Origin of the sequence: Micrococcus sp. H39-S4 (assembly GCF_027158145.1) — a bacterium.
GTDB lineage: Bacteria > Actinomycetota > Actinomycetes > Actinomycetales > Micrococcaceae > Micrococcus > Micrococcus luteus.
Genome location: NZ_JAPVLT010000002.1, coordinates 122,319 through 143,279, shown reverse-complemented (window position 1 = coordinate 143,279; position 20,961 = coordinate 122,319). Strand labels below are relative to the sequence as shown.

18 protein-coding genes are annotated in these 20,961 nt (G+C 74.9%); 11 read left to right on the top strand and 7 right to left on the bottom strand.

Translation table 11 applies throughout. The features are described 5' to 3' along the window. Positions 1-7: 7 nt before the first annotated feature. Genes O3T09_RS02675 through O3T09_RS02660 form a run of 4 tightly spaced genes read right to left on the bottom strand, consistent with a single transcriptional unit; the run spans position 8 to position 6,907 of the window. A complete protein-coding gene (locus O3T09_RS02675; protein WP_101966071.1) occupies positions 8-1,873 on the bottom strand; it encodes an ABC transporter ATP-binding protein in 1,866 nt (621 codons plus the stop codon). Beyond that, on the bottom strand, positions 1,870-3,708 hold the full coding sequence (locus O3T09_RS02670; RefSeq protein ID WP_101966072.1) for an ABC transporter ATP-binding protein: 1,839 nt from the start codon (positions 3,706-3,708) through the stop codon (positions 1,870-1,872). The genes O3T09_RS02675 and O3T09_RS02670 overlap by 4 nt, the downstream gene beginning before the upstream one ends. Before the next feature lie 41 nt (positions 3,709-3,749). Beyond that, positions 3,750-4,718 (bottom strand): metallophosphoesterase, encoded by a 969-nt coding sequence (locus O3T09_RS02665; RefSeq protein WP_036314271.1) that lies wholly within the window; start codon positions 4,716-4,718, stop codon positions 3,750-3,752. A gap of 5 nt (positions 4,719-4,723) precedes the next feature. Next, on the bottom strand, positions 4,724-6,907 hold the full coding sequence (locus O3T09_RS02660; protein WP_115165896.1) for a transglycosylase domain-containing protein: 2,184 nt from the start codon (positions 6,905-6,907) through the stop codon (positions 4,724-4,726). 68 nt (positions 6,908-6,975) lie between these two features. Here O3T09_RS02660 and O3T09_RS02655 point away from each other — a divergent pair, with 68 nt between their 5' ends. Genes O3T09_RS02655 through O3T09_RS02645 form a run of 3 tightly spaced genes read left to right on the top strand, consistent with a single transcriptional unit; the run spans position 6,976 to position 8,532 of the window. Further along, positions 6,976-7,143 carry a DUF4177 domain-containing protein gene (locus O3T09_RS02655; protein WP_010080276.1) on the top strand — a complete coding sequence of 56 codons (168 nt, stop codon included), beginning with the start codon at positions 6,976-6,978 and terminating at the stop codon, positions 7,141-7,143. After that, positions 7,140-7,640, top strand: coding sequence for a RidA family protein (locus O3T09_RS02650; protein WP_020628330.1), 501 nt, complete (start codon positions 7,140-7,142; stop codon positions 7,638-7,640). Before O3T09_RS02655 ends, O3T09_RS02650 begins: the two co-directional genes overlap by 4 nt. Then, positions 7,630-8,532, top strand: a complete 903-nt coding sequence (locus O3T09_RS02645; RefSeq protein WP_102708562.1) for an NUDIX hydrolase — start codon at positions 7,630-7,632, stop codon at positions 8,530-8,532. Before O3T09_RS02650 ends, O3T09_RS02645 begins: the two co-directional genes overlap by 11 nt. A 33-nt stretch (positions 8,533-8,565) precedes the next feature. Here O3T09_RS02645 and O3T09_RS02640 read toward each other — a convergent pair whose 3' ends face one another. Next, a complete protein-coding gene (locus O3T09_RS02640; protein ID WP_002854021.1) occupies positions 8,566-9,243 on the bottom strand; it encodes a Crp/Fnr family transcriptional regulator in 678 nt (225 codons plus the stop codon). A 174-nt stretch (positions 9,244-9,417) separates the two neighbouring features. Between O3T09_RS02640 and O3T09_RS02635 the strand changes: the two genes are divergently transcribed. The 4 genes from O3T09_RS02635 to O3T09_RS02620 all read left to right on the top strand — a co-directional run bounded on the left by O3T09_RS02635 (position 9,418) and on the right by O3T09_RS02620 (position 13,180). Next, positions 9,418-10,773, top strand: coding sequence for a MarP family serine protease (locus O3T09_RS02635; protein WP_269295319.1), 1,356 nt, complete (start codon positions 9,418-9,420; stop codon positions 10,771-10,773). Positions 10,774-10,893: 120 nt separating this feature from the next. Continuing rightward, positions 10,894-12,537 (top strand): sodium-dependent transporter, encoded by a 1,644-nt coding sequence (locus O3T09_RS02630; protein ID WP_041103987.1) that lies wholly within the window; start codon positions 10,894-10,896, stop codon positions 12,535-12,537. A 3-nt stretch (positions 12,538-12,540) separates the two neighbouring features. Beyond that, on the top strand, positions 12,541-12,726 hold the full coding sequence (locus O3T09_RS02625) for a methionine/alanine import family NSS transporter small subunit (RefSeq protein ID WP_049144840.1): 186 nt from the start codon (positions 12,541-12,543) through the stop codon (positions 12,724-12,726). Next, positions 12,698-13,180, top strand: a complete 483-nt coding sequence (locus O3T09_RS02620; RefSeq protein WP_049144842.1) for a GntR family transcriptional regulator — start codon at positions 12,698-12,700, stop codon at positions 13,178-13,180. Before O3T09_RS02625 ends, O3T09_RS02620 begins: the two co-directional genes overlap by 29 nt. A gap of 75 nt (positions 13,181-13,255) precedes the next feature. On the opposite strand, the gene acs is transcribed toward O3T09_RS02620, so the two are convergent. Continuing rightward, positions 13,256-15,196 (bottom strand): acetate--CoA ligase, encoded by a 1,941-nt coding sequence (gene acs / locus O3T09_RS02615; protein WP_061867654.1) that lies wholly within the window; start codon positions 15,194-15,196, stop codon positions 13,256-13,258. Positions 15,197-15,430: 234 nt separating this feature from the next. Between acs and nth the strand changes: the two genes are divergently transcribed. Then, a complete protein-coding gene (gene nth, locus O3T09_RS02610; protein ID WP_070709151.1) occupies positions 15,431-16,237 on the top strand; it encodes an endonuclease III in 807 nt (268 codons plus the stop codon). A gap of 21 nt (positions 16,238-16,258) precedes the next feature. Here nth and O3T09_RS02605 read toward each other — a convergent pair whose 3' ends face one another. Then, on the bottom strand, positions 16,259-17,464 hold the full coding sequence (locus tag O3T09_RS02605; protein WP_102708564.1) for an NAD(P)-binding domain-containing protein: 1,206 nt from the start codon (positions 17,462-17,464) through the stop codon (positions 16,259-16,261). Positions 17,465-17,500: 36 nt separating this feature from the next. On the opposite strand from O3T09_RS02605, the gene O3T09_RS02600 reads away from it, so the two are divergent. From O3T09_RS02600 to O3T09_RS02590, 3 genes are all read left to right on the top strand, one after another. Continuing rightward, on the top strand, positions 17,501-18,310 hold the full coding sequence (locus tag O3T09_RS02600) for an NUDIX hydrolase (RefSeq protein ID WP_041103998.1): 810 nt from the start codon (positions 17,501-17,503) through the stop codon (positions 18,308-18,310). 161 nt (positions 18,311-18,471) lie between these two features. Further along, on the top strand, positions 18,472-19,797 hold the full coding sequence (locus tag O3T09_RS02595; RefSeq protein WP_144861978.1) for a CpaF family protein: 1,326 nt from the start codon (positions 18,472-18,474) through the stop codon (positions 19,795-19,797). Beyond that, the gene (locus O3T09_RS02590) at positions 19,794-20,921 is read left to right on the top strand and encodes a type II secretion system F family protein (protein ID WP_240739730.1); all 1,128 of its coding nucleotides are present in this window, start codon (positions 19,794-19,796) and stop codon (positions 20,919-20,921) included. Before O3T09_RS02595 ends, O3T09_RS02590 begins: the two co-directional genes overlap by 4 nt. Positions 20,922-20,961: the final 40 nt, after the last annotated feature.

Genomic DNA, 20,961 nt, shown 5'->3' with positions numbered 1-20,961 from the left:
CCACCCGTCAGGCGAGCGAGTCCTCCCAGGCCCGGTGCAGCGCCGCGAACCGCCCGTCGGCCGCCACCAGCTCGGCGGGGCTGCCGTCCTCGACAATCCGGCCGTCGTGCATCACGAGCACCCGGTCGGCGGTCTCGACGGTGCTGAGCCGGTGGGCGATGATCAGTGCCGTCCGGTTCCCCAACAGCCGCTCCAGCCCGGCCTGCACGAGTCGCTCGCTCGGCAGGTCCAGCGACGACGTCGCCTCGTCCAGGATCAGCACGGCGGGGTCCGCGAGGAACGCCCGCGCGAACGACACGAGCTGCCGCTGTCCCGCGCTCAGCCGCCCGCCGCGCTTGGCGACGTCGGTCGCGTAGCCCTCGGGCAGCCCCAGGATGAAGTCGTGCGCCCCCACCGCCCGGGCGGCCGCCTGGATCTCGGCCTCGGTGGCGTCGGGCCGGCCGAGGGCGATGTTCTCCGCGATCGACCCGGAGAACAGGAACGCCTCCTGGGTCACCATCACCACGTTGCGCCGCAGATCCGCCTGGCTGAGCTCGCGCAGCTCCACCCCGTCCAGCGTCAGCGAGCCGGCAGAGACGTCGTAGAACCGGGCGATGAGCTTGGCCAGCGTCGACTTGCCCGCACCCGTCTGGCCCACCACGGCCACGGTCTGCCCGGCCGGGATCACGAGGTCGAACTCCGGCAGCACCACCCGGTCCGGTCCGTAGCTGAACACCGCGTCCCGGAACTCCACCCGCCCGGACGCCACGCCCGTCCCCGGAGCGTCGGCCCCGGGCAGCGGCGTGGGCTCGGCGGCCTCCACCACGGTGGGCTCCTCCTCGAGCAGGCCGGAGACCTTCTCGAGCGCCGCCGTCGCGGACTGCAGCGACGAGTAGAACATCGCCACCATCTCCATGGGCTGGAACACGCGCCGTCCGGCCAGCAGGAGCGCCACGAGCACCCCCACCTCGAGGTCGCCGTCGAGGACGCGCAGGCCCCCGGTCACGAGCAGCGCCGCCACCGTCAGGTTGCCCGTCGCCACGAGCACCGGCTGCAGGATGCCGAACAGGTTGAGCGTGGCCACCATGTCGTCCCGGTAGGCCGTGGCCAAGTCGCGGTACCGCGCGTCGTTGTCCCGTTCCCGCCGGAAGGCCTGGACCGCGCGGATGCCGGTCATGGTCTCCACGAAGTGCACGATCGACCGCGCCGAGGACACCCGTGACCGCCGGTACGCCTCCTCGGACCGCACCTGGTACCAGCGCGTCACGATCGCCACCGGCACGGCCGCGCCCAGCAGCACGAGGAACGACGGCGGGTCCAGCAGCAGGATGGACGCCGCGGTGAACGACATGAACATCAGCCCGGACACGAGCGAGGACACGCCCTGGTCCAGCAGCTCCCGCAGCGCCTCCAGGTCCGAGGTCTGCCGCGAGATCACCCGCCCGGACGTGTACCGCTCGTGGAAGCCGAGGCTCAGCCGCTGCGTGTGCCGGAACACGCGCAGCCGCAGGCTCAGCAGCATGGCCTGGCTCGCCCGCGCGGTGAGCCACGTGTACGCCCCCAGGAGGCCGCCGGAGATGAGGGCCGCCGCCACGTACGCCCCGCCCACGGGGACGAGGATGGGCCAGACGGATTCGCCGGCCCGCACGGCCTCGACGACGCGCGGCAGCTCCGCGTCGATCGCCCAGGCGATGATCAGCGGCCCGGCCGCCCGCGCCGCGTTGGACACGAGCACGAAGACCACGGTGAGCAGCAGCGTCCCCCGGACCGGCCGCGCGAGCTCGCCGAGCAGGCGGAAGGATCGGCGCCGGATGTGGCGGCGCTCCGCGCGGGTGTAGTCGAGGTCCTCTTCGGCCCCCACGCCGCGCACGCGGCTCACGTCGGCGGCGCTCATGCCTGCTCCTCCGGTCGGCTCGAGATGATGTGCCGGTACACGGCGCTGCGGGCCAGCAGTTCGGGGTGCGTCCCCACGTCCTCGATCCGCCCGTCCGCCAGCACCGCGACCCGGTCCGCGAGGGCCACGGTGGAGGGACGGTGCGCCATGATCAGGGTGGTCGTCCCGTCGAGGACCTCGCGCAGGCGCGCGGTCACGGCCTCCTCGGTGCGCACGTCGAGGGCGGAGAGGGGGTCGTCCAGCACGAGCACGTCCGGGCGTGCCGCGATCGCGCGGGCGAGGGCGATCCGCTGGCGCTGTCCGCCGGAGAGGCTGAGGCCCTCCTCGCCGATCTCGGTCTCGACGCCGTCCGCCAGGTCCGCCACGAAGCCCGCCTGCGCGGTCTCGAGCGCGAGGTCGAGCAGGGCGTCCGCCGCGGGGGAGTGGAGGCCGTCCGCGAGCACGTCCGCCGGGGCGCCGAGCAGCACGTTCTGCCGGATGGTCGCGGAGAACAGCGTGGCGTCCTCGAATGCCACGGACACCCGCCGGCGCAGCTCCTCGAGCGGCATCCGGCGCACGTCCATCCCGTCCACGCAGACGGAGCCCGCCGTGACGTCGAGCAGCCGGGGGACCAGCTGCAGCAGCGTCGACTTGCCGGCGCCGGTCGCGCCGACCAGGGCCATCGTCTCGCCGGGCACCAGCTCGAGGTCGACGCCGTCGAGCAGGTCGCGCTCCCCGCGCCCCGGGTCCGCGTCCGGCCAGCGGAAGCGCACCCCGCGGAACGCGAGCGCGCCGGTGGCCGGGGGCACGACGGCGGCCTCCCCGGTGGGCGAGGCGATGTCCACGGGCGTGGCGAGGACGTCCACGTGGCGGTCGATCGCCGTGCGGGCCGAGAGCGTCATGCCCATCAGCTGGCCCACCGACTCGACCGGCCCGGCCAGCACGGCCGCGGTGGCGAAGTAGGCGGCGAGCGCGCCCACCGTCAGCTCCCCGGTCGCCACGAGCCACAGGCCCAGGGCGAGGCCCAGGCCCAGCACCGTCTCCGGCAGGGCCACGATGAGCGCGATGAACCGGGCCAGCACCGAGGCCTTGTGCACCTCGGTGCCCTGCAGCGTGCGGGCGCGCCCGCGGAAGCCGTCGAGGGCGTGCGCGCCGCGGCCGAACGCCTTGAGGACGCGGATGCCGTGCACCGACTCCTCGACGGACGTGGCGAGGTCCCCGGCCTGGTCCTGGGAGAGCCGGGACGCGGCGCGGAAGTCGTTGCGGAACCCGAACGACGCCCACATGATCGGCACGGCCGCGGCGAGGTAGAGCAGGGCCAGCTGCCAGGACAGCAGGAACAGCAGGACGAGGCCGACGGCGATGGTCACCACGTCCACCACGAGCATGACCGAGCCGAACGCGATCCACCGCCGCAGCAGCGAGAGGTCGCCCTGGGCCCGGGAGAGCAGCTGCCCCGAGGGCCACGCGTCGTGGAACGCCACCGGCAGGCGCTGGAGCCGTTCGAACAGGGCGATGCGCGCCCGGTTCTCCACCCCGGCGGCCGGCGGGAGGATGAAGTACCGGCGCAGGCCGATGAACGCGGCCTCGGCGAGGCCGAGCACGGTGAGCAGGCCGGCGGCCCGCCACACGTCCGCGCGGGAGTCGGGGGAGGAGGGCCCGGCGAGCACAGTCTGCGTGAACACGGTGTCCACGAGCAGGTGGATGACCTGCGGGATGGCCAGGGCCACGAGGCCCGCCGCCGTGGCCGAGGCGAGCCCGAGCACCCAGCGCGCCCGCACGCCCTCGAGGTACGGTGCGATCCCGCCCAGGGCGTCACGCAGGGACGAGGCGGCGGGAGAGGTGGCGCGGGTCACGGGGCTCCACTGTACCCGCGGCCGCGGACGGGACAGGCGGCTCAGCCCCGCGGGACCAGGTCCAGCACCACGGCCTCGGGCCGGCACGCGAACCGCACGGGCGCGGACGGCGCGGTCCCCAGGCCGGCCGACACCTCGAGGGGGACGGTCCGCCCCGCGGCCGTCCACGTCGAGACCCCGGAGGCCTGTCGGCGGGGCAGGTCGCAGTTGGTGACGAGCGCGCCGAGGAACGGCACGCACACCTGCCCGCCGTGGGTGTGGCCGGCGAGCAGCAGGTCGGCGCCGTCGGCGGTCATGGCGTCCAGCACGCGGCGGTACGGGGCGTGGGTGACGCCCAGCCGGAACCGCCCGTCGTCGCCGGGCCGCCCGGCGCCGTCGTCGGGCGCGGAGCCGGGGAAGCCGGCCCAGGCGTCCAGACCGAGGTGCGGGTCGTCGGTGCCGGCGGCGAGGACCTCGAGCGTGGTCCCGGCGCGGGTCGGCACGGCCAGAGCGGCGCCCCGGTTCGTCAGGTCGGCCCAGCCGGCGGCGCGGAACGCGCCGAACAGGACGTCGGAGGGAAGCCGGGGCCGGTCCGCGTCCATGCGCGAGGGGCCCGCGAAGTACCGGAGGGGGTTGGCCGCCTTGGGCGCGTAGTAGTCGTTGGAGCCGGGCACGAACACGCCGGGCCGCGCCAGCAGCGGCCCGAGCGCGTCGAGCACGAGCGGCACCGACGCCGCGGCGGACACGTTGTCACCCGTGTTGACCACGAGGTCCGGCTCGAGTGCATCCAATCCGCGCAGCCACGCCCGCTTGGCCCGGTGCCGGGGCAGCAGGTGGATGTCCGAGAGGTGCAGCACCCGCAGCGGCGCCGACCCGGCCGGCAGCACGGCCAGTCGGTGCGTGCGCACCGTCCGGGCCTCGGCCTCGGCGAGGCCCCAGGCCAGGCCGAGGCCCGCCGTCGCGGCCAGCCCGGCGGCGGCAGGCGCTGCGGCGCGGAACATGCGCCGGGCGGGGGAGGCGGCGGGGCGCATCGCGGTCAGAAGCCCGGGACCGCCTGGGGCTGCGGCCCGCCCCGGTCCAGGTCGTCGATGGTGAACTGGCGTCCGTCCGGGTGCTCGCCGGCCTCGCCCGGGTCCTCCGACTGCGGGCCGTCCCACTCGGGCAGTTCACCCGGCGGGAACTTCTCCTTGGCCAACTGGTTGTACTCGAGCCAGGACGGGCCGTTGATGGAGGTCGAGTAGAACGGGTTTCGGACCTCGCCGTTGACGGTCTCGCCCGTCATGGACTTCAGGTTGTTGTAGCGGCCGGTCCACACGGCGGTGGCCAGCTTGCTGGTGAATCCGACGAACCACGTGGAGGACACGTTGTCGTTCGTGCCCGTCTTGCCGCCGAACTCGTAGCCGGCGCCCTCCTCGGCGATGTTGAAGCCGCCGATGTGGCGCAGGACCGGCATCAGCTCCCGGACGTGGTCCGGGTCGATGACCTGGTCGCACTGCGGGTCGGCGACGTCGTACTGGTTGCCGGCGGTGTCCGTGACCTCCAGGATAGCGCGCGGCTCGCAGTACAGGCCGTTCGCGGCGATGGCGGCGTACGCGCCGGCCAGGGAGAGCGGGGCCACCGAGTCCTTGCCGAGCAGGAAGGACGGGTCGTCCGGCTGCAGCGGGGAGCTGTCCAGGGCGCGGGTGATGCCCAGCTGGGTGGTGAGGCTCGTGATGTCGCACAGGTCCAGCTGGTACGCGGTGGCGACGGTCGGGGTGTTCACGGACCAGAAGAGGCCCTCGTCCACGCGCACCTGCCGCAGCATGTTCGGGATCACGTTCTTGAACTGCCAGGTGCCGCCGATCGTGGTGTAGCCGCCCGGGCGGCACGAGGCCGCGAAGCGCGTGCCCGTGGGGTAGACGTTCCGGGAGGCGTCCACGGAGTCGACCAGGCGGTTGCCGTTGCGCAGCCACGTCAGGGCCACGAAGGGCTTGAGCGTGGAGCCGGCCTGGAAGCCCTGGCCGCCGCCCCACTGCTTGTCCACATTGAAGTTCAGCGAGGTGTGGCCGAGCTCGTCCTGGATGGCGTACTCGGTGTTCTGGGCCATGGTGCGGATGTTGCCGGTGCCGGCCTCCACCGAGGTGAGCGCGTGGCCGGCGCCCAGCGACTCGTTGTTGGGCACGGAGGCGCGCAGGTTCTTCTCGGTCTCCTTCTGGAGCGTCGAGTCGATCGTCGTGCGGATGGTGAGTCCGCCGCGGTCCAGCAGGGCCTGGCGGGACTGGACGTCCGGGCCGAACGTGGGGTCGGCGAGGATCTGCCGCTCCACGTAGTCGCAGAAGTAGGCGCCGAACTTGGCGTAGAGGCAGCCCGAGGGGCGGGACTCCATCACCACCTCCATCGGCTGGGCGACGGCGTGGTCGTACTCCTCCTGGGAGAGGTAGCCGTTGTCCTTCATCGCGTTCAGCACGAGGTTGCGCCGCTCCGTGGCCTCCTCCGGATTGCGGGCCGGGTTGAACCGGGTGGGGGACTGGACCATGCCGGCCAGCGTGGCGGCCTCCCAGCTCTCCAGGTCGGCGGCGGACTTGCCGAACACGTACTGCGAGGCGGCCTCGACGCCGTAGGCGCGGCCGGAGAACAGCACGATGTTGAGGTAGCCCTCGAGGATCTCGTCCTTCGACATCTGCTTCTCGACGGCGACGGCGAGCTTGATCTCCTTGACCTTGTCCGCGATGTTCTTGGAGCCGGAGAGGGTGAGGCGGGAGTCGCCGCGGATCTGCTGCACGTTCACCAGCATGTTGTTCACGAACTGCTGGGTGAGGGTGGAGGCGCCCTGCGTGGAGTCGGAGGTGGCGTTGTTCACGGTCGCGCGGATGAGGCCGCGCGCGTCCACGCCGTCGTGATCGTAGAAGCGCTCGTCCTCGATGGCCACGATCGCGTGCTGCATGTGCTCCGAGATCTCGTCCAGCGGGACCGGGGTGCGGTTCTCCTCGTAGAAGACGGCGATCTCCTCACCGTCCTCCGAGAGGATGCGCGACGGCACGGAGACCGGCTCCGTGGGCAGCTCGTCCGGCAGCTCGTCCAGCATCTCCCGGCCCGACGCGGCGGCGACACCGGCCAGGCCCGCGACGGGCAGCAGGAGGGCCGCCACGAGCAGGCCGGCCACCGCCGAGAGGCCCACGAAGGCGAGGAGGCGGCCGAGGGCGCTCGAGGGCGCGGGGAAGCGGGTCGTGCGGGAGGCCATGGGCGCGAGTGTAGCGCGGGCGCCTGGGACCTCTTCCGGGGTCCGCGCCGGTGGCTAGGGTGGGTCCCATGACTCAGCAGACGCAGTGGGAGTACGCCACGATCCCCCTCCTCATCCACGCGACCAAGCAGATCCTCGACCAGTGGGGCGAGGACGGCTGGGAGCTCGTCACGGTGATCCCGGGCCCCGAGGGGAACAACCCCGTGGCCTACCTCAAGCGTCCGAAGGCGGCGTGAACGTGACGGAGCAGTCCTCGGCCCCCACCTGGGGCGACGGCGCCGTCGCGGCCCGCCTCGCGGAGCTCGGCATCGACCGACCCGCCGTCGCGGCGCCGGTCGGCTCCTACGTCCCGGCGCTGCGGGACGGCGACCTCGTGCTGACCTCCGGCCAGCTCCCCTTCGTGGCCGGCGCCCTGCCCGCCACCGGCAAGGTGGGCGCGGAGGTCACCCCCGAACGCGCCCAGGAGCTCGCGCGGGCATGCGCCGTGAACGCGGTGGCCGCGGTGCACGAGCTGGTGGGCGACCTGGACCGGGTCGCCCAGGTCGTCAAGGTCGTCGGCTTCGTGGCCTCCGACCCCGCGTTCACCGGTCAGCCCGGCGTGGTGAACGGCGCCTCGGACGTGCTGGCCGAGATCTTCGGCGAGGCCGGCCGCCACGCGCGCTCCGCCGTCGGCGTGGCCGTGCTGCCCATGGACGCTCCCGTCGAGGTGGAGATCACCGTCCGTGTCCGCTGACCCGGCCGGCCTGCTGCTGCCGGTCCCGGGGCAGGAGGAGGACCTCACCCGCCAGTGGCTGGACCGGCGCTTCCGCCAGGTCCGCCCCGCCCGGCCCGGGTCGTTCGTCGTGCTCGTGCGGGACGGCGACGACGGCCCGGAGGTCTTCCTCCGTCACCGCGCGGGACGCACCCCGCTCGGCCGCGTGGGTCTGCCCGGCGGCGCGCTCATCGAGTCCGACGCCGACTCCTGCCCGTGGTACGGGCCCGAGCCCTCCCAGTGGGCCCGCACGTTCGGGACCACGGACCGGCGGCGTGCGCGGCAGCACGTGGTGGCCGCCGTCCGTGAGCTCCACGACGAGGCCGGAGTGCTCCTCGCCGGTCGCTCCGACACGGACGTCGTGTCCACGGCGCGCATCGAGACCTGGGGCGGGGGCCGCAGCTCCCTCGAGGAGGGCTCGGAGAGTCTGCCCCATCTGCTGGCCGCGCGTGGCCTCGGGGTGCGCGCCGACCTGCTGCGCCCCGTCATGCGCTGGCGATCCGCGCCCCACGTCCACCGACGCTTCGACACGGCCGTGTTCGCCACGATGACCCCACCGCTGCAGTCCGCGCCGGCATCCGAGGAACCCGGTCCCGAACTTCAGGCGTGGGTGTCCGCGCGTCGCGCGCTCGCCGGCCCGCTGCGGCTGCCCGGACCCGCCGGGGCGGAGGGCACGGCACCCTTCGACCAGGTGGCGACCCCGCTGACGCAGGTGATCGTGCGTCGGGTCGCGGCACACCGGACGGCCGCCGCCTTCCTGCTCTCCGTCACGCCCTGTGCCCGGCGCGGCCCCGTGCCGGAATACCACCTGGTCACCGAGGCCGGCGACGACGGCACCCCCCGGATGCGCGTGGAGCGGGCCACCCGGGTCTGACCGGGGTGGCCCGCTCCACGGCGGCGGGGGGCGTCAGCGCGAACGCTGGCGCAGACGCTGCAGGTCCAGGATGACCACGGCGCGGTTCTCCAGGCGGATCCAGCCGCGCTGAACGAACTCGGCCAGGGCCTTGTTCACGGTCTCGCGGGACGCGCCCACCAGCTGGGCGAGCTCCTCCTGCGTGAGGTCGTGCGCCACCAGCAGGCCGTCCGCGGCCGGGCGGCCGAAGCGGTCCGCGAGGTCCAGGAGCGCCTTGGCCACGCGGCCCGGCACGTCCGAGAACACCAGGTCCGCCAGGGATTCGTTGGTCTTGGACAGGCGCTGGGCCAGGGCCTGGAGCAGCTGGACCGACACGTCCGGCGACGAGGCGATGGCGCGGCGCAGGTTCTCGTGGCGCAGACCGGCCAGGCGCGTGGCGGAGACCGCGGTGGCGGTGGCGTTGCGCGGGGCGGGGTTGAACAGGGCCATCTCGCCGAAGATCTCGCCGGGGCCGAGCACGGCCACGAGGTTCTCGCGGCCGTCCGAAGCGGTGCGGCCGAGCTTGATCTTGCCGGACATGATCACGTACAGCTGATCGCCCTGGTCGCCCTCGTGGAACGCGGACGCGCCGCGGGAGAGCTCCACCTCGGTCAGCTCCGAGGTGAGGATGGCGAACACCTCGTCGTCCAGGTTGGTGAACAGCGGAGCCTTCCGCAGAACCTCGAGATCCATGTGTGCGTGTCCTCTCTGTGGGCAGTTCCTCACACCGCGGCGGAGGAGCCGCCCGGTTCACTGGCGTCCATTGTGCCCCATACCCCCGTGCGGGCCGATACCCTGGATCCTCGACCGGGCGCGCGGGCGGTCCCCGTGCGTGGCCGGTGCCGTCGCATCCGAAGGAGGTCGCCCATGCCGCTGGGTCTGACGTGGCTGGACGTCCTGCTCATCGTCGCGCTCGCGATGCTCCTGGTCCAAGGTCACCGTCGTGGCCTGTGGGTGGTGCTGGGCAACCTCGTCGGCCTGGTCGGCGGTGCCGCGATCGCGTTCTACGCCCTGCCGGAGGTGGCGGAGTTCGTCACCGCGCCGCAGTGGCGGTGGGCCGCGCTGATCGCCACCCTCGTCCTGCTCGTGGCGGCGGGCCAGTACGTGGGCGCCGCCATCGGCGAGGCGATCCGGCTGCGCGTGAACCTGCCGGCCCTGCGACTCGTCGACCGCCTGCTCGGCGCGCTCGCCGCCGGTCTCGCGGGCGCCCTCGTCCTCTGGCTCGTGGCGTTCTCCATCGCGGCCTCCGGCTCCACCGCGGTCACCCGTGAGGTGAACCGCTCGCAGATGATCACGGCGCTGGACACCGTGATGCCCGACTCGCTCCTGGCCTGGGCCGCCCGCTCGCGCTCCGCCGTCGCCGACCTGGACGTGCTGCCGGAGCTCGAGCTGCCCGCCCCCGTCCCGGAGTCCGACGACGGCGTCCGCGCCGCCCCGGCCCCGGCCGCGACGCCGGGTCTGCCCTCGGCCGCCTCCTCCCCGTCCGACACCGCGACGTCCGCCCCGTCCGCCTCGGCGACCCCCGAGGAGCCCGACGACGCCGCCGCGCCGTCGGCCACGACGACCGCCCCCGCCTCGTCGACGTCGACGGCCGCCCCCTCGACTCCCGCCGCCTCCTCGGCGTCGGCCGCCGTCGTCCGGCTGACCGGGACGGCCGCGCAGTGCAGCCAGGTGCAGAGCGGCTCGGGCGTGGCCGTGGCCCCGGACCGCGTGCTCACGAACGCGCACGTGGTCCTCGGCGTGGACGCCCCCACCGTGACGGACCGCGCCCGCGGCGTGCACGCGGCGCGGATCGTCCACCTGGACACGGCGCACGACCTCGCCGTCCTGGCGGTCGACGACGCGAACCTGCCCGTCATGCCGGTCGGCGCCGAGCTGACGGGCGGCGCGTCGGCCTCCGTCCTGGGCTATCCCGACGGCGGCCCGTTCGCCTCCACCCCCGCGACCGTGCAGGCCGTCGGCGAGGTGCCGCTCGGCGACGTCCTGACCGGTGCCGCGAGCATGGTGGACGTCTACACCCTCGCGGCGGACATCCGCCACGGCTACTCGGGCGGCCCGGTGGTGGACACGGCCGGGAACCTGGCCGGTCTGGTGTTCGCCCGGGCCCCGGGCTCGGACGCCGTCGGCTACGCCCTGACGGCGGACACCATCGCCCCCGTCGTCGCCGCGGCCCCGGAAATGACGGCCACGGTCCCTTCGGGGGACTGCGTCCCGGGCGGCTGAGCCGGCGCCGCGCCACGCGCCTGATGCCCGCATTCCGGACCGGACTGTCCGGCAACGGCCCGTGTCGACTATTGTGTCCTCCGTCACACTCGAGTTTTTCCCGACCCCCGGAGGTCCTGCATGTCCAGCACCGTCTCCGCGCCCGCGTCGGCGCCGAAGCGCACCCGGGAGGAGTTCACCGGCCGGTGGGCCTTCATCCTGGCGGCCATCGGCTCCGCCGTGGGCCTCGGCAACATCTGGCGCTTCCCCTACGTCGCCTATGAGAACGGCGGCGGCGCGTTCGTCATCCCCTACCTGATCGCGCTGCTCACCGCGGGCATCCCGCTGCTGTTCTTCGACTACGCGATCGGCCACCGCTTCCGCGGCTCCGCGCCGCTGGCGTTCCGGCGCCTGTCCCGGTGGACCGAGACCGTCGGCTGGTGGCAGGTGCTCATCTGCGTCGTCATCGGGATCTACTACGCCGCGATCATCGGCTGGGCGATCATGTACACCTGGTTCTCCGTGGACCAGCGGTGGGGCGACGACCCGGAGACCTTCCTCATGGGCGACTACCTGCAGGTCGCCGACGACCCGTCCCCGTCCTTCGACGTCGTCTCGGGCGTCTTCTGGCCCATGCTCGCCGTCTGGGTGATCACGCTGCTCATCATGGGCTTCGGCGTGCGCCGGGGCGTGGCCCTGGCCTCGATGGTCGGCATCCCGCTGCTCGTCGTGATGTTCCTGATCCTCGTCGGCATCGCCCTCACCCTGCCGGGCGCCGCCCAGGGCCTGGACGCGCTGTTCACGCCGAACTGGGCCGCGCTGGCGGACCCGGGCGTCTGGATCGCCGCCTACGGTCAGATCTTCTTCTCGCTGTCCGTCGGCTTCGGCATCATGATCACCTACGCTTCCTACCTCAACCGCCGCACGAACCTCACCGGCTCCGGCCTGGTGGTCGGCTTCTCCAACTCGGGCTTCGAGATCCTGGCCGGCATCGGCGTGTTCTCCGCCCTGGGCTTCATGGCGCAGGCCTCCGGCGTGTCCGTGGCCGAGGTGGCCGGCAGCGGCATCGGCCTGGCGTTCATCGCCTTCCCCACCCTGATCTCGCAGGCCCCGCTCGGCGCCCTGATCGGCGTGCTGTTCTTCGGCTCGCTCGTGGTCGCCGGCTTCACCTCGCTGATCTCGATCCTCGAGGTCGTCATCTCCGCCGTGAAGGACAAGCTCGGCTGGGGCCGCTGGACGGCCACGATCGTGGTGATCGGCCTGTCCGGGGTGGTCTCCCTCGCCCTGTTCTCCACCACCACGGGCCTGCAGATGCTGGACACCATGGACGCGTTCGCCAACAACTTCGGCATCGTGGGCGCGGCGCTCCTGTCGGTGCTCCTGGTCACCGGTGCGCTGGGCTCGGCCCGTCGCATCACGGCGCACCTCAACGCCGTCTCCTCCTTCAAGGTCGGCCGCGGGTACGTGCTGCTGATCGGCGTGCTCATGCCGATCGTGCTCGCCTACATCTGGCTCTCCTGGATCATGAAGGTGATCGCGGAGGGCTATGAGGGCTACCCGGGCGACTTCCTCGGCGTCTTCGGCTGGGGCATCGCGCTCGGCTCCGTCGCCCTGGCGATCCTGCTCTCCCTGATCCCGTGGTCCCGCAAGTCCAACCTCTACGCCGAGGACCTGGACAGCGAGATCCACGGCGACCTCATCCCGCACAACGCCGTGCCCGAGGGCACCGTCCCCACCGGCGCCCTGCCGGTGGTGCCCGCGGCCGCCACCCGGAAGGAGCTCTGACCGATGAGCACCGCAGCGATCGTCATGATGTCCCTGGCCATCCTCCTGGTGTGGGGCGGCCTCGCGGTCTCCGCCGTCCACCTGCTCCGCCACCCGGACGACTCCTCGGGCGACCTCGCCATCGAGGACGAACTGGCCCCCGCCGTGTGGGAGCGCGAGGATGGCCGTCTCGACGCGCAGCACCGGTGAGTCGATGAGGGCCCCCGGTCCGTCCGCAGCGGCCCCGTCCGCGGCCTCGGTCGCCGACGGGGCCGCGGGCGTGGTCTCCGCCTCCCTGCCGGTCGTGGCGGTGGACGGGAGCCTGCCGGCCCCGCCCTACCGGCAGATCGTGGACGCGGTCCTGGCCGGCGTCGCCTCCGGATCCCTCGCCCGCGGGGACCGACTGCCGCCCGTGCGTGCGCTCGCGGCCGAGCTCGGCGTGGCACCGGGCACCGTGGCCCGGGCCTACAAGGAGCTCGAGGCGCACGGCACCATCCGCACCCGGGGGCGCGCGGGCACGTTCGTGGCCGCCTCGGCGGACGCCCGCGCGGACGCCGCGCACCAGGCCGTGCGCCGCTGTCTCGACACCCTGCTCGAACGCCTCGGCTACACGCCCGACGAGGCCGTGGAGCTGGTCCGGCGGGACGCGGCCGCCCGCGCCTGAGCCGGGCCCGCCCACCGACGACGCCGCCCCGGACCGCACACAGCGTGCGGACCGGGGCGGCGTCGTCGTGCCGGCTCAGGCCTTCGGGGCGAGCGTCTCCACGATGCGCTGCATGACCGTGGGGTCGGCCAGCGTGGTGGAGTCGCCCGGGTCGCGGCCCTCGGCCACGTCCTTGAGCAGGCGGCGCATGATCTTGCCGGAGCGCGTCTTGGGCAGCTCGGGGACCACGAGCACGCGCTTGGGCTTGGCGATGGGGCCGATGTTCTTGCCCACGTGCTGCCGCAGCTCCTCCTCGACCTCGGCGACGTCGCGATCGGCCGCGGCGGCGTCCTCGGTGAGCAGGACGAACGCGACGACCGCCTCGCCCGTGGTCTCATCCTTCGCGCCGACCACCGCGGACTCGGCCACGGACGGGTGCGCCACGAGGGAGGACTCGATCTCGGTGGTGGACAGGCGGTGGCCGGAGACGTTCATGACGTCGTCCACGCGGCCCAGCAGCCAGATGTCGCCGTCCTCGTCGTAGCGGGCGCCGTCGCCGGCGAAGTACATGCCGGGGAAGCGGGACCAGTAGGTCTCCTTGAAGCGCTCCCGGTCGCCCCAGATGCCGCGCAGCATGGACGGCCACGGCTCGCGCACCACGAGGAAGCCCGCGCTCGTGTCCGTCATGGGCTCGCCGAGCTCGTCCACGACCTCCAGCACGACGCCGGGCACCGGCCTCTGGGCGGAACCGGGCTTGAGGGTGGTCACGCCGGGCAGCGGGGTGAGCATGTGGGCGCCTGTCTCGGTCTGCCACCAGGTGTCCACGATGGGGCAGCGGCCGGCGCCGATGACCTCGTGGTACCAGCGCCAGGCCTCCGGGTTGATGGCCTCGCCCACGGAGCCGAGCACGCGCAGGCTGGAGAGGTCGTACTCGTCCGGGATGTGCCGGCCCCACTTCATGAACGTGCGGATCGCCGTCGGCGCCGTGTAGAGGATGCTCACGCCGTACTTCTGCACGATCTCCCACCAGCGGCCCTGGTGCGGGGAGTCCGGGGTGCCCTCGTAGATCACCTGGGTGGCGCCGTTGACCAGCGGCGCATAGGCGACGTAGGAGTGCCCGGTGACCCAGCCGACGTCGGCGGTGCACCAGAAGACGTCCGACTCCGGGTGCAGGTCGAAGGTGTCGTGGTGGGTGGCCGCGGCCTGCACGAGGTAGCCGCCGGTGGTGTGCAGGATGCCCTTCGGCTTCCCGGTGGTACCGGAGGTGTAGAGGATGTAGAGCGGGTGCTCGGCGTCGTGCCACACGAGCTCGTGCTCGTCGGACTGGGCGTCCACGACGTCGTGCCACCACAGGTCGCGGCCCTCGGTCATCTCGACCTCGGCCTCGTTGCGGCGGACCACGAGCACGTGCTCGGCGGTGTGGCCGGGCGCGGAGAGGGCCTGGTCCACGGCGGGCTTGAGCATGGAGGGCTTGCCGCGGCGGAAGGAGCCGTCGGCCGTGACGACGAGCTTGGCCTCGGCGTCGTCCACGCGGGAGCGCAGGGCGTCGGAGGAGAAGCCGCCGAAGACCACGGAGTGGACCGCGCCGATGCGCGCGCACGCGAGCATCGTGATGACGGCCTCCGGGATCATCGGCAGGTAGACGGCCACGCGGTCTCCCTTGGTCACGCCGAGGGACTCGAACGCGTTGGCGGCGCGCCGGACCTCGGCGGCCAGGTCGGCGTAGGTGTAGGTCCGGGTGTCGCCGGGCTCGCCCTCGAAGTGGATGGCCACGCGGTCGCCGTGGCCGGCCTCGACGTGGCGGTCCAGGGCGTTGTACGCGGCGTTGGTGGTGCCGCCGACGAACCACTTCGCGAAGGGCGCGTCGGACCAGTCCAGGACGTCGGTGAAGTCCTGCTCCCAGTGCAGGATCTCGCGGGCGCGGCGGGCCCAGTAGGCCAGGCGGTCCTCGGCGGCCTCCTCGTAGAGGTCGGCTCCGGCCACCGCCTGGGCGGCGAACTCGGTCGGGGGCGGGAACGTGGGGATCTGCTCGTCCATCGACGGGGTCCTTTCGGGGTGGTGCGGTCGGTGCGCGGCACGGATGTGACGCGTCCCACACTAGTCTCCCGCCTCAGCATGCCGCGCGCGGCGTCGTCGCCACAAATCCTCGGGTCCTGTGTGTCGCATCGCACCCAGAAGCGGGGGCCGGACGCGGTGCGGACGTCGGCATGTGCCCCGCTCCCTAGGATGGTCGGACCTGAGCGGATCGCACGAGGGCGGGAGGACGCGCGGATGGAGACGGAGTCGACGGGCACGCCGACCGGGGAGACCCGGCTGGCCCTGGTGCGCCGGGCGCGGCGGATCGACCGGATCCTGGCCGAGACGTACCCGTACGCCGTCGCCGAGCTGGACTTCGAGACGCCGTTCGAGCTGCTCGTGGCCACGGTGCTGTCCGCCCAGACCACCGACGTGCGCGTCAACGCGGCCACGCCGGCGCTGTTCGCCCGCTTCCCGGATGCCCACGCGATGGCGGCGGCCACCGAGCCCGAGCTGCAGGAGCTCGTGCGCTCCACGGGGTTCTACCGGAACAAGGCCTCGGCGATCCTGCGGCTGTCCCAGGAGCTCGTGGCCCGGCACGACGGCGAGGTCCCCGCCCGTCTCGAGGACCTCGTGGCGCTGCCCGGGGTGGGGCGCAAGACCGCGTTCGTGGTGCTCGGCAGCGCCTTCGGCCAGCCCGGGATCACGGTGGACACGCACGTCGGCCGGCTGGCCCGACGCCTGGGGTTCACGGACGAGACCGACCCGGTGAAGGTGGAGCACGCCGTGGGCGCCCTGTTCCCGCGCCGTGACTGGACGATGCTCTCCCACCGGCTGATCTTCCACGGCCGCCGCGTGTGCCACGCGCGCCGCCCGGCGTGCGGGGCGTGCCCGATCGCCCGCTGGTGCCCGTCCTACGGCGAGGGGGAGACCGACCCCGAGCGGGCGCGCGCCCTGCTCGCCTACGAGCTCAAGCCCGGCCGGGAGGAGCTGCTCGAGCTCCTGCGCGCGGGGCGGACGCGCCGCGAGCTGCGCGCGCTCGGCCACGGACTGGAGGCCTGACCGCCCGGCTGGTCCACCCGCTCAGCCCGCGGTGAGGCCCGCGAGGATCGCGTCGACGGCCCGGCGCGCGTGCACCCCCACGCCCGCGAGCGTGGCCGAGGCGGCCCCGCACCAGTCGTCGTAGCCGAGCAGGTGCAGCCCCGGCACGTCCACCGAGGCGGTCGGCAGCGCACGCTCCGTCGCCGGCGCCCCGGAGGGGCGGCGGGTCAGCTCGAGGCTCCGCAGGTGGCGCAGGTCCGCCCGGAAGCCCGTGCACCAGACGACGTCGTCCACCGGGTGCTCGGTGCCGCGCACCCGGGCCGCGGCGCGGCTGGCGGCGGGCCAGCCGTGGCTCGCGCCGGCGTCGTGGTCCCAGCGGACGCCGTCCGGCGTGAGCGCGGTGGGCGCGGGGACCGCGTGGAGCCCGGCCTCGTCGCGGGCGCGGATCACCGAGGGCACCATGACGATGTCCCCGAGGTCGCCCACGCGCGCCTCGGAGCGGCCCAGCACGCGCGCCGAGGCCCGGTCGAAGAGCACCCGCCCGTCCACGTCGTCCGGCATGAACCGGGGCGGACGCCGGGTGGCCCACGTGGTGGCGACACCCGCCAGCAGCAGGTCAGCCGCGATCTGGGCGCCCGAGTTGCCGCCGCCCACCACGAGGACGCGCCGCCCGGCGAACGCGTCGGGGGAGCGGTACGCGGCGGAGTGCCGCTGCGTGCCGCCGAAGCGGTCGGCGCCCGGGAGAGCCGGCACGAACGGGCGGGTGAACGAGCCGGTCGCGGAGACCACCGCGCGGGCGCTCAGGGCCGTGCCGTCCTCGAGCCGCAGGGTGAACGGCGGGGACGCGGCGGCGTCGTGCGTCACCTCCGCGACACGCACGCCCCGGCGCACCGGCAGCCCGTAGCGGTCCTCGTAGTCGGCCAGGTAGGCGACGACGTGCCCGGCGTCCGGGGTGCCGGGACCGGGCGACGGCGGCATGGGTCGGCCCGGCAGGGAGGAGTGCTCGGCGGGGGAGAACAGGCGCAGGGAGTCCCAGTGGTGCGGCCACGCGCCGCCGGGCTGGGCGGACGCGTCGAGCAGGACGAACGACGGCGGCGGGCCCGGCCGGCGCCCGCGGTCGACGTCCCGCGCGGCCCGGGCCAGGAAGTAGCCGACCGCCAGTCCGGCCTGTCCGGCGCCGATCACCGCGACGTCCACCGGATCCGGGGACGCGGCGTCCGCCGGGGGCGAGGTCAGGGGAGCCGTCATGCCCCGAGGCTACGACCGGCGGCTAGCGTGGGGGCTATGCCTGAGACCCCCGCGAGCCCCCGCCCGACCTCCCGCGACGCCGCCGGGACGTCCGAGGCGTCGCTGACGGGTGCGCGGGACCAGCTGGCGGACCTCGTGGCCCGGTGGGGCACGGCCCCTGCGGACGCGCCCGGTCACCACGACCCGGCCTCGCTCACCACCATCCCGCCCGAGGCCGTGCCGATGTGGGGCTTCGAGTGGCCCCGGTCCGGCGATCCGCGCCCCTCCGCCGTGCTGATCCTGTTCGGCGCCCTCGACGACGTCCCCGCCCGTCACGACGCCGAGCGCGTGCACCCGCACGTGGACGTGCTGCTGACCCAGCGCGCCGCCACCCTGCGCCAGCACGCCGGGCAGATCGCGTTCCCCGGCGGTCGCGTCGACCCCGAGGACGCCGACGTCGTGGCCACGGCCCTGCGCGAGGCGCAGGAGGAGACCGGCTTGGACCCGGCCGGCGTGGAGGTCCTGGGCGTGCTGCCGGCGGTGCCGGTGGTGGTCTCCGGGCACGTGGTGCACCCGGTGCTCGGGTGGTGGCGGGACCCCAGTCGCGTGGCGGTGGTCGACCAGGCCGAGGCCGCGGCCGTGTTCCGGATGCCGGTCGCGGACCTGGTGGACCCCGCGAACCGGTGCCGCGTGGCCCGGCCCGGCGGCCGCCGCGGCGAGACGCCGGGCTTCCTCGTGGGCGAGCGCCTGGTGTGGGGGTTCACGGCGGCGCTGCTGGACCGTGTGCTGGCGCTGCTGGGCTGGGACGTGCCGTGGGACGACTCCCGCGTGCGCGACGCGCGGACCCACGAGATCCTGCGCGGTTGACGGCTGCGCGGCGCCGTCCGCTCCTGCACAGGCGCCGGGGGGTGGGCACGTGTCCCCAGCCGGACGACCGGGGCAGGCGGGCGCGCGGGCGAGGCGGTGGACTGGACGGGCCGGCGGCCGCGGACCGCGGCGGCCGCCCCCCATCCCGCAGGAGGTCCGCCATGCGCCCGTTCGTCCCCGCCGCCCCGGCCCGCCCGCCCCGGGGCCGACGGTCCCGCCTCGCCCCGCCCGAGGTCGGCCGACGGTTCCCGTGGCCCCGCACCGGTGCGGCCGAGCCGGAACGCACGCAGGTCGCCGCGCCGCCGCTCGCCGCACCCGCAGCAGGCCCCTGCGGGCTGGACGTCGCCGCCGTGCGCCGACGCGTGGCCGAGGCCCGCGCGTCGGCCGCGGACGGTGCGGAGCCGCCGCTGGCCCCGCTGATCGCCGAGGCCCTCGACGCGCCGATCGACGACCCGCGCGTGGCGGCGCTGGTCGATGAGCTCGACGGCTTCGGCCCGCTCGCACCCTGGGTGCGCACCCCGGGCGTGACCGACGTGCTCGTGGACGGCGCGGGCGCGGTGTGGACCGACGGGGACGAGGGCCTCGTCCGCCGCCCCGGTCGGCTCGACCCCGAGGCCGCCCGGGCGCTCGCGGTGCGGCTGCTGCACCGGGCCGGCCGCCGCCTCGATGCGGCGGTGCCGCTGGCCGACGCCCGCGTGGGCGGCGTGCGCGTCCACGCGGTCCTGCCCCCGGTCAGCGGCGGCGGCACCCTGCTGAGCCTGCGGATCCCGGCCGCGGCGACGCCGTCGCTGGCCGCGCTGGCCGACGGCTGGCCGGACGGCGCCCTCTGGGCCGACGCCCTCGAGGCGCTCGTGCGCGACCGCGCCACCGTCCTGGTCAGCGGCGCGACCGGGGCGGGCAAGACCACGCTGCTCTCCGCGGCCCTCGGCCGGGTGCCGGGGGACGAACGGATCGTCGTCGTGGAGGACACGGCCGAGGCCGCGCCCGATCACCCGCACGTGGTCGCCCTGCAGTGCCGCGCCGCCAACGCGGAGGGCGCCGGCGAGGTCGGACTGGCCGAGCTCGTCCGCCACGCGCTGCGGATGCGGCCGGACCGGCTCGTGGTGGGCGAGTGCCGCGGCGCCGAGGTGGCCGACGTCCTCACCGCCCTGAACACGGGACACCAGGGCGCGTGGGGCACCCTGCACGCCAACGCCGCCGCCGAGGTGCCCGCCCGGCTGACGGCCATGGCCTCCCTGGCCGGCTGGCGGCCCGAGACGGTGGCCGCGCAGGCCCGCGCCGGCGTGGACGCCGTGCTGCACGTCGCCCGGGACGGCCACGGGCGGCACCCCGTCGAGCTCGCCGTCCCGGACCCGCGCGCCGACGGGTTCGCCCTGCTGCCCGCCCTCACGTGGCGGCCCGGGACGGAGGCGACGGGCGGGCGGACCGTCGAGGGACCCGGCGTGCCCGCGCTCGCGGCCCGGCTGGCGGGGCGGAGCGGCCGGTGAGCCCGACGACGGCCACCGGGCCGGCGCGGCGGTCCCACGCCGGGCGTGCCGTGGCGCTGCTGCCCTGGCGGGCGGGGCGGGTGCCGCTGGAGGAGGAGACGGAGGTGCTCATCGGCGTGCTGCGCCGCTGGGCCGCCCTCGTCGCGGCCGGTCTGACCGAGGAGCAGGCCTGGCGGGAGACCGCGTGCACCCTGCCCGCCTGTGGGTCGGAGCCGAGCGAGGCGGGGACCGCCTGCTGTGCCCATCACCACGCCCGACGCCGGGCCGAGGCGCTGGCCTGGGATGTGCCGGCGGCGCATGCGCCGACCGGGGAGGCGGCGCGCCGCGGTGGGACCCTGCCCTGGCGGACCCCCGCACGGGACCCGGGCTGGGCGCTGGTCGACGCGGCGCTCGCGGCCGGGGCCCGGGCGGGTGCCGCTCCCGCAGCCGTGGCCCGGCGGCTGGCCCACAGCCTTGAGGCGGACGTGGACGCGGCCCGGGCCCGCCGCTCGGCCGCGGCGGGGCCGGGCGCGACGTCCCGCCTGCTGCAGTGGCTGCCCCTGGGCGGCCTCGGCCTCGCGTGGCTGCTCGGCACCTCCCCGGGGGACCTGGTCCGCTCGCCCTTCGGTGCCGTGGTCGCCGCGGTGGGGCTGCTGTTCTGGCTGGCCGGGCGGTCCTGGACGCGCCTGCTGCTGCGTGCGGCCGCGCGCGAGCCGGCGGCGGTGGGCGCCGCCGTCGTGCTGGACCTGCTGGCGGCGCTGCTCAGCGCCGGCCGATCCCTGCCCGCCGCGCTGGACGACCTCGGCCGGACCCTGCCGGGCACCCGCGGACTGCGGGCCACGGCGGCGCTGCTGCTCTGGGGCCGGGACTGGGACGAGGCGTGGGCAGGCCTCGACACGGACCCGGTGTGGGCCGAGACCGCCGCCCGACTGCGTCCGCTGCACCGGTCCGGAATGGCCGGCGCCCGCACGCTGGCCGAGACCGCCGCCGCCGTCCGTCAGCAGACCCGGCGGGCCGACGAACGGGCGGCCGAGGAGCTCGCAGTGCGCCTGGTGATGCCGCTGGGGCTGTGCCTGCTGCCCGCCTTCGTGTGCTGGGGCGTGGTGCCCGTCGTCATGGCCCTGCTCGGGGCGGGACCGGCCTGAGGCGGCGGCGATACCGGGGCGTCCGGTCCTGCACAGGGCC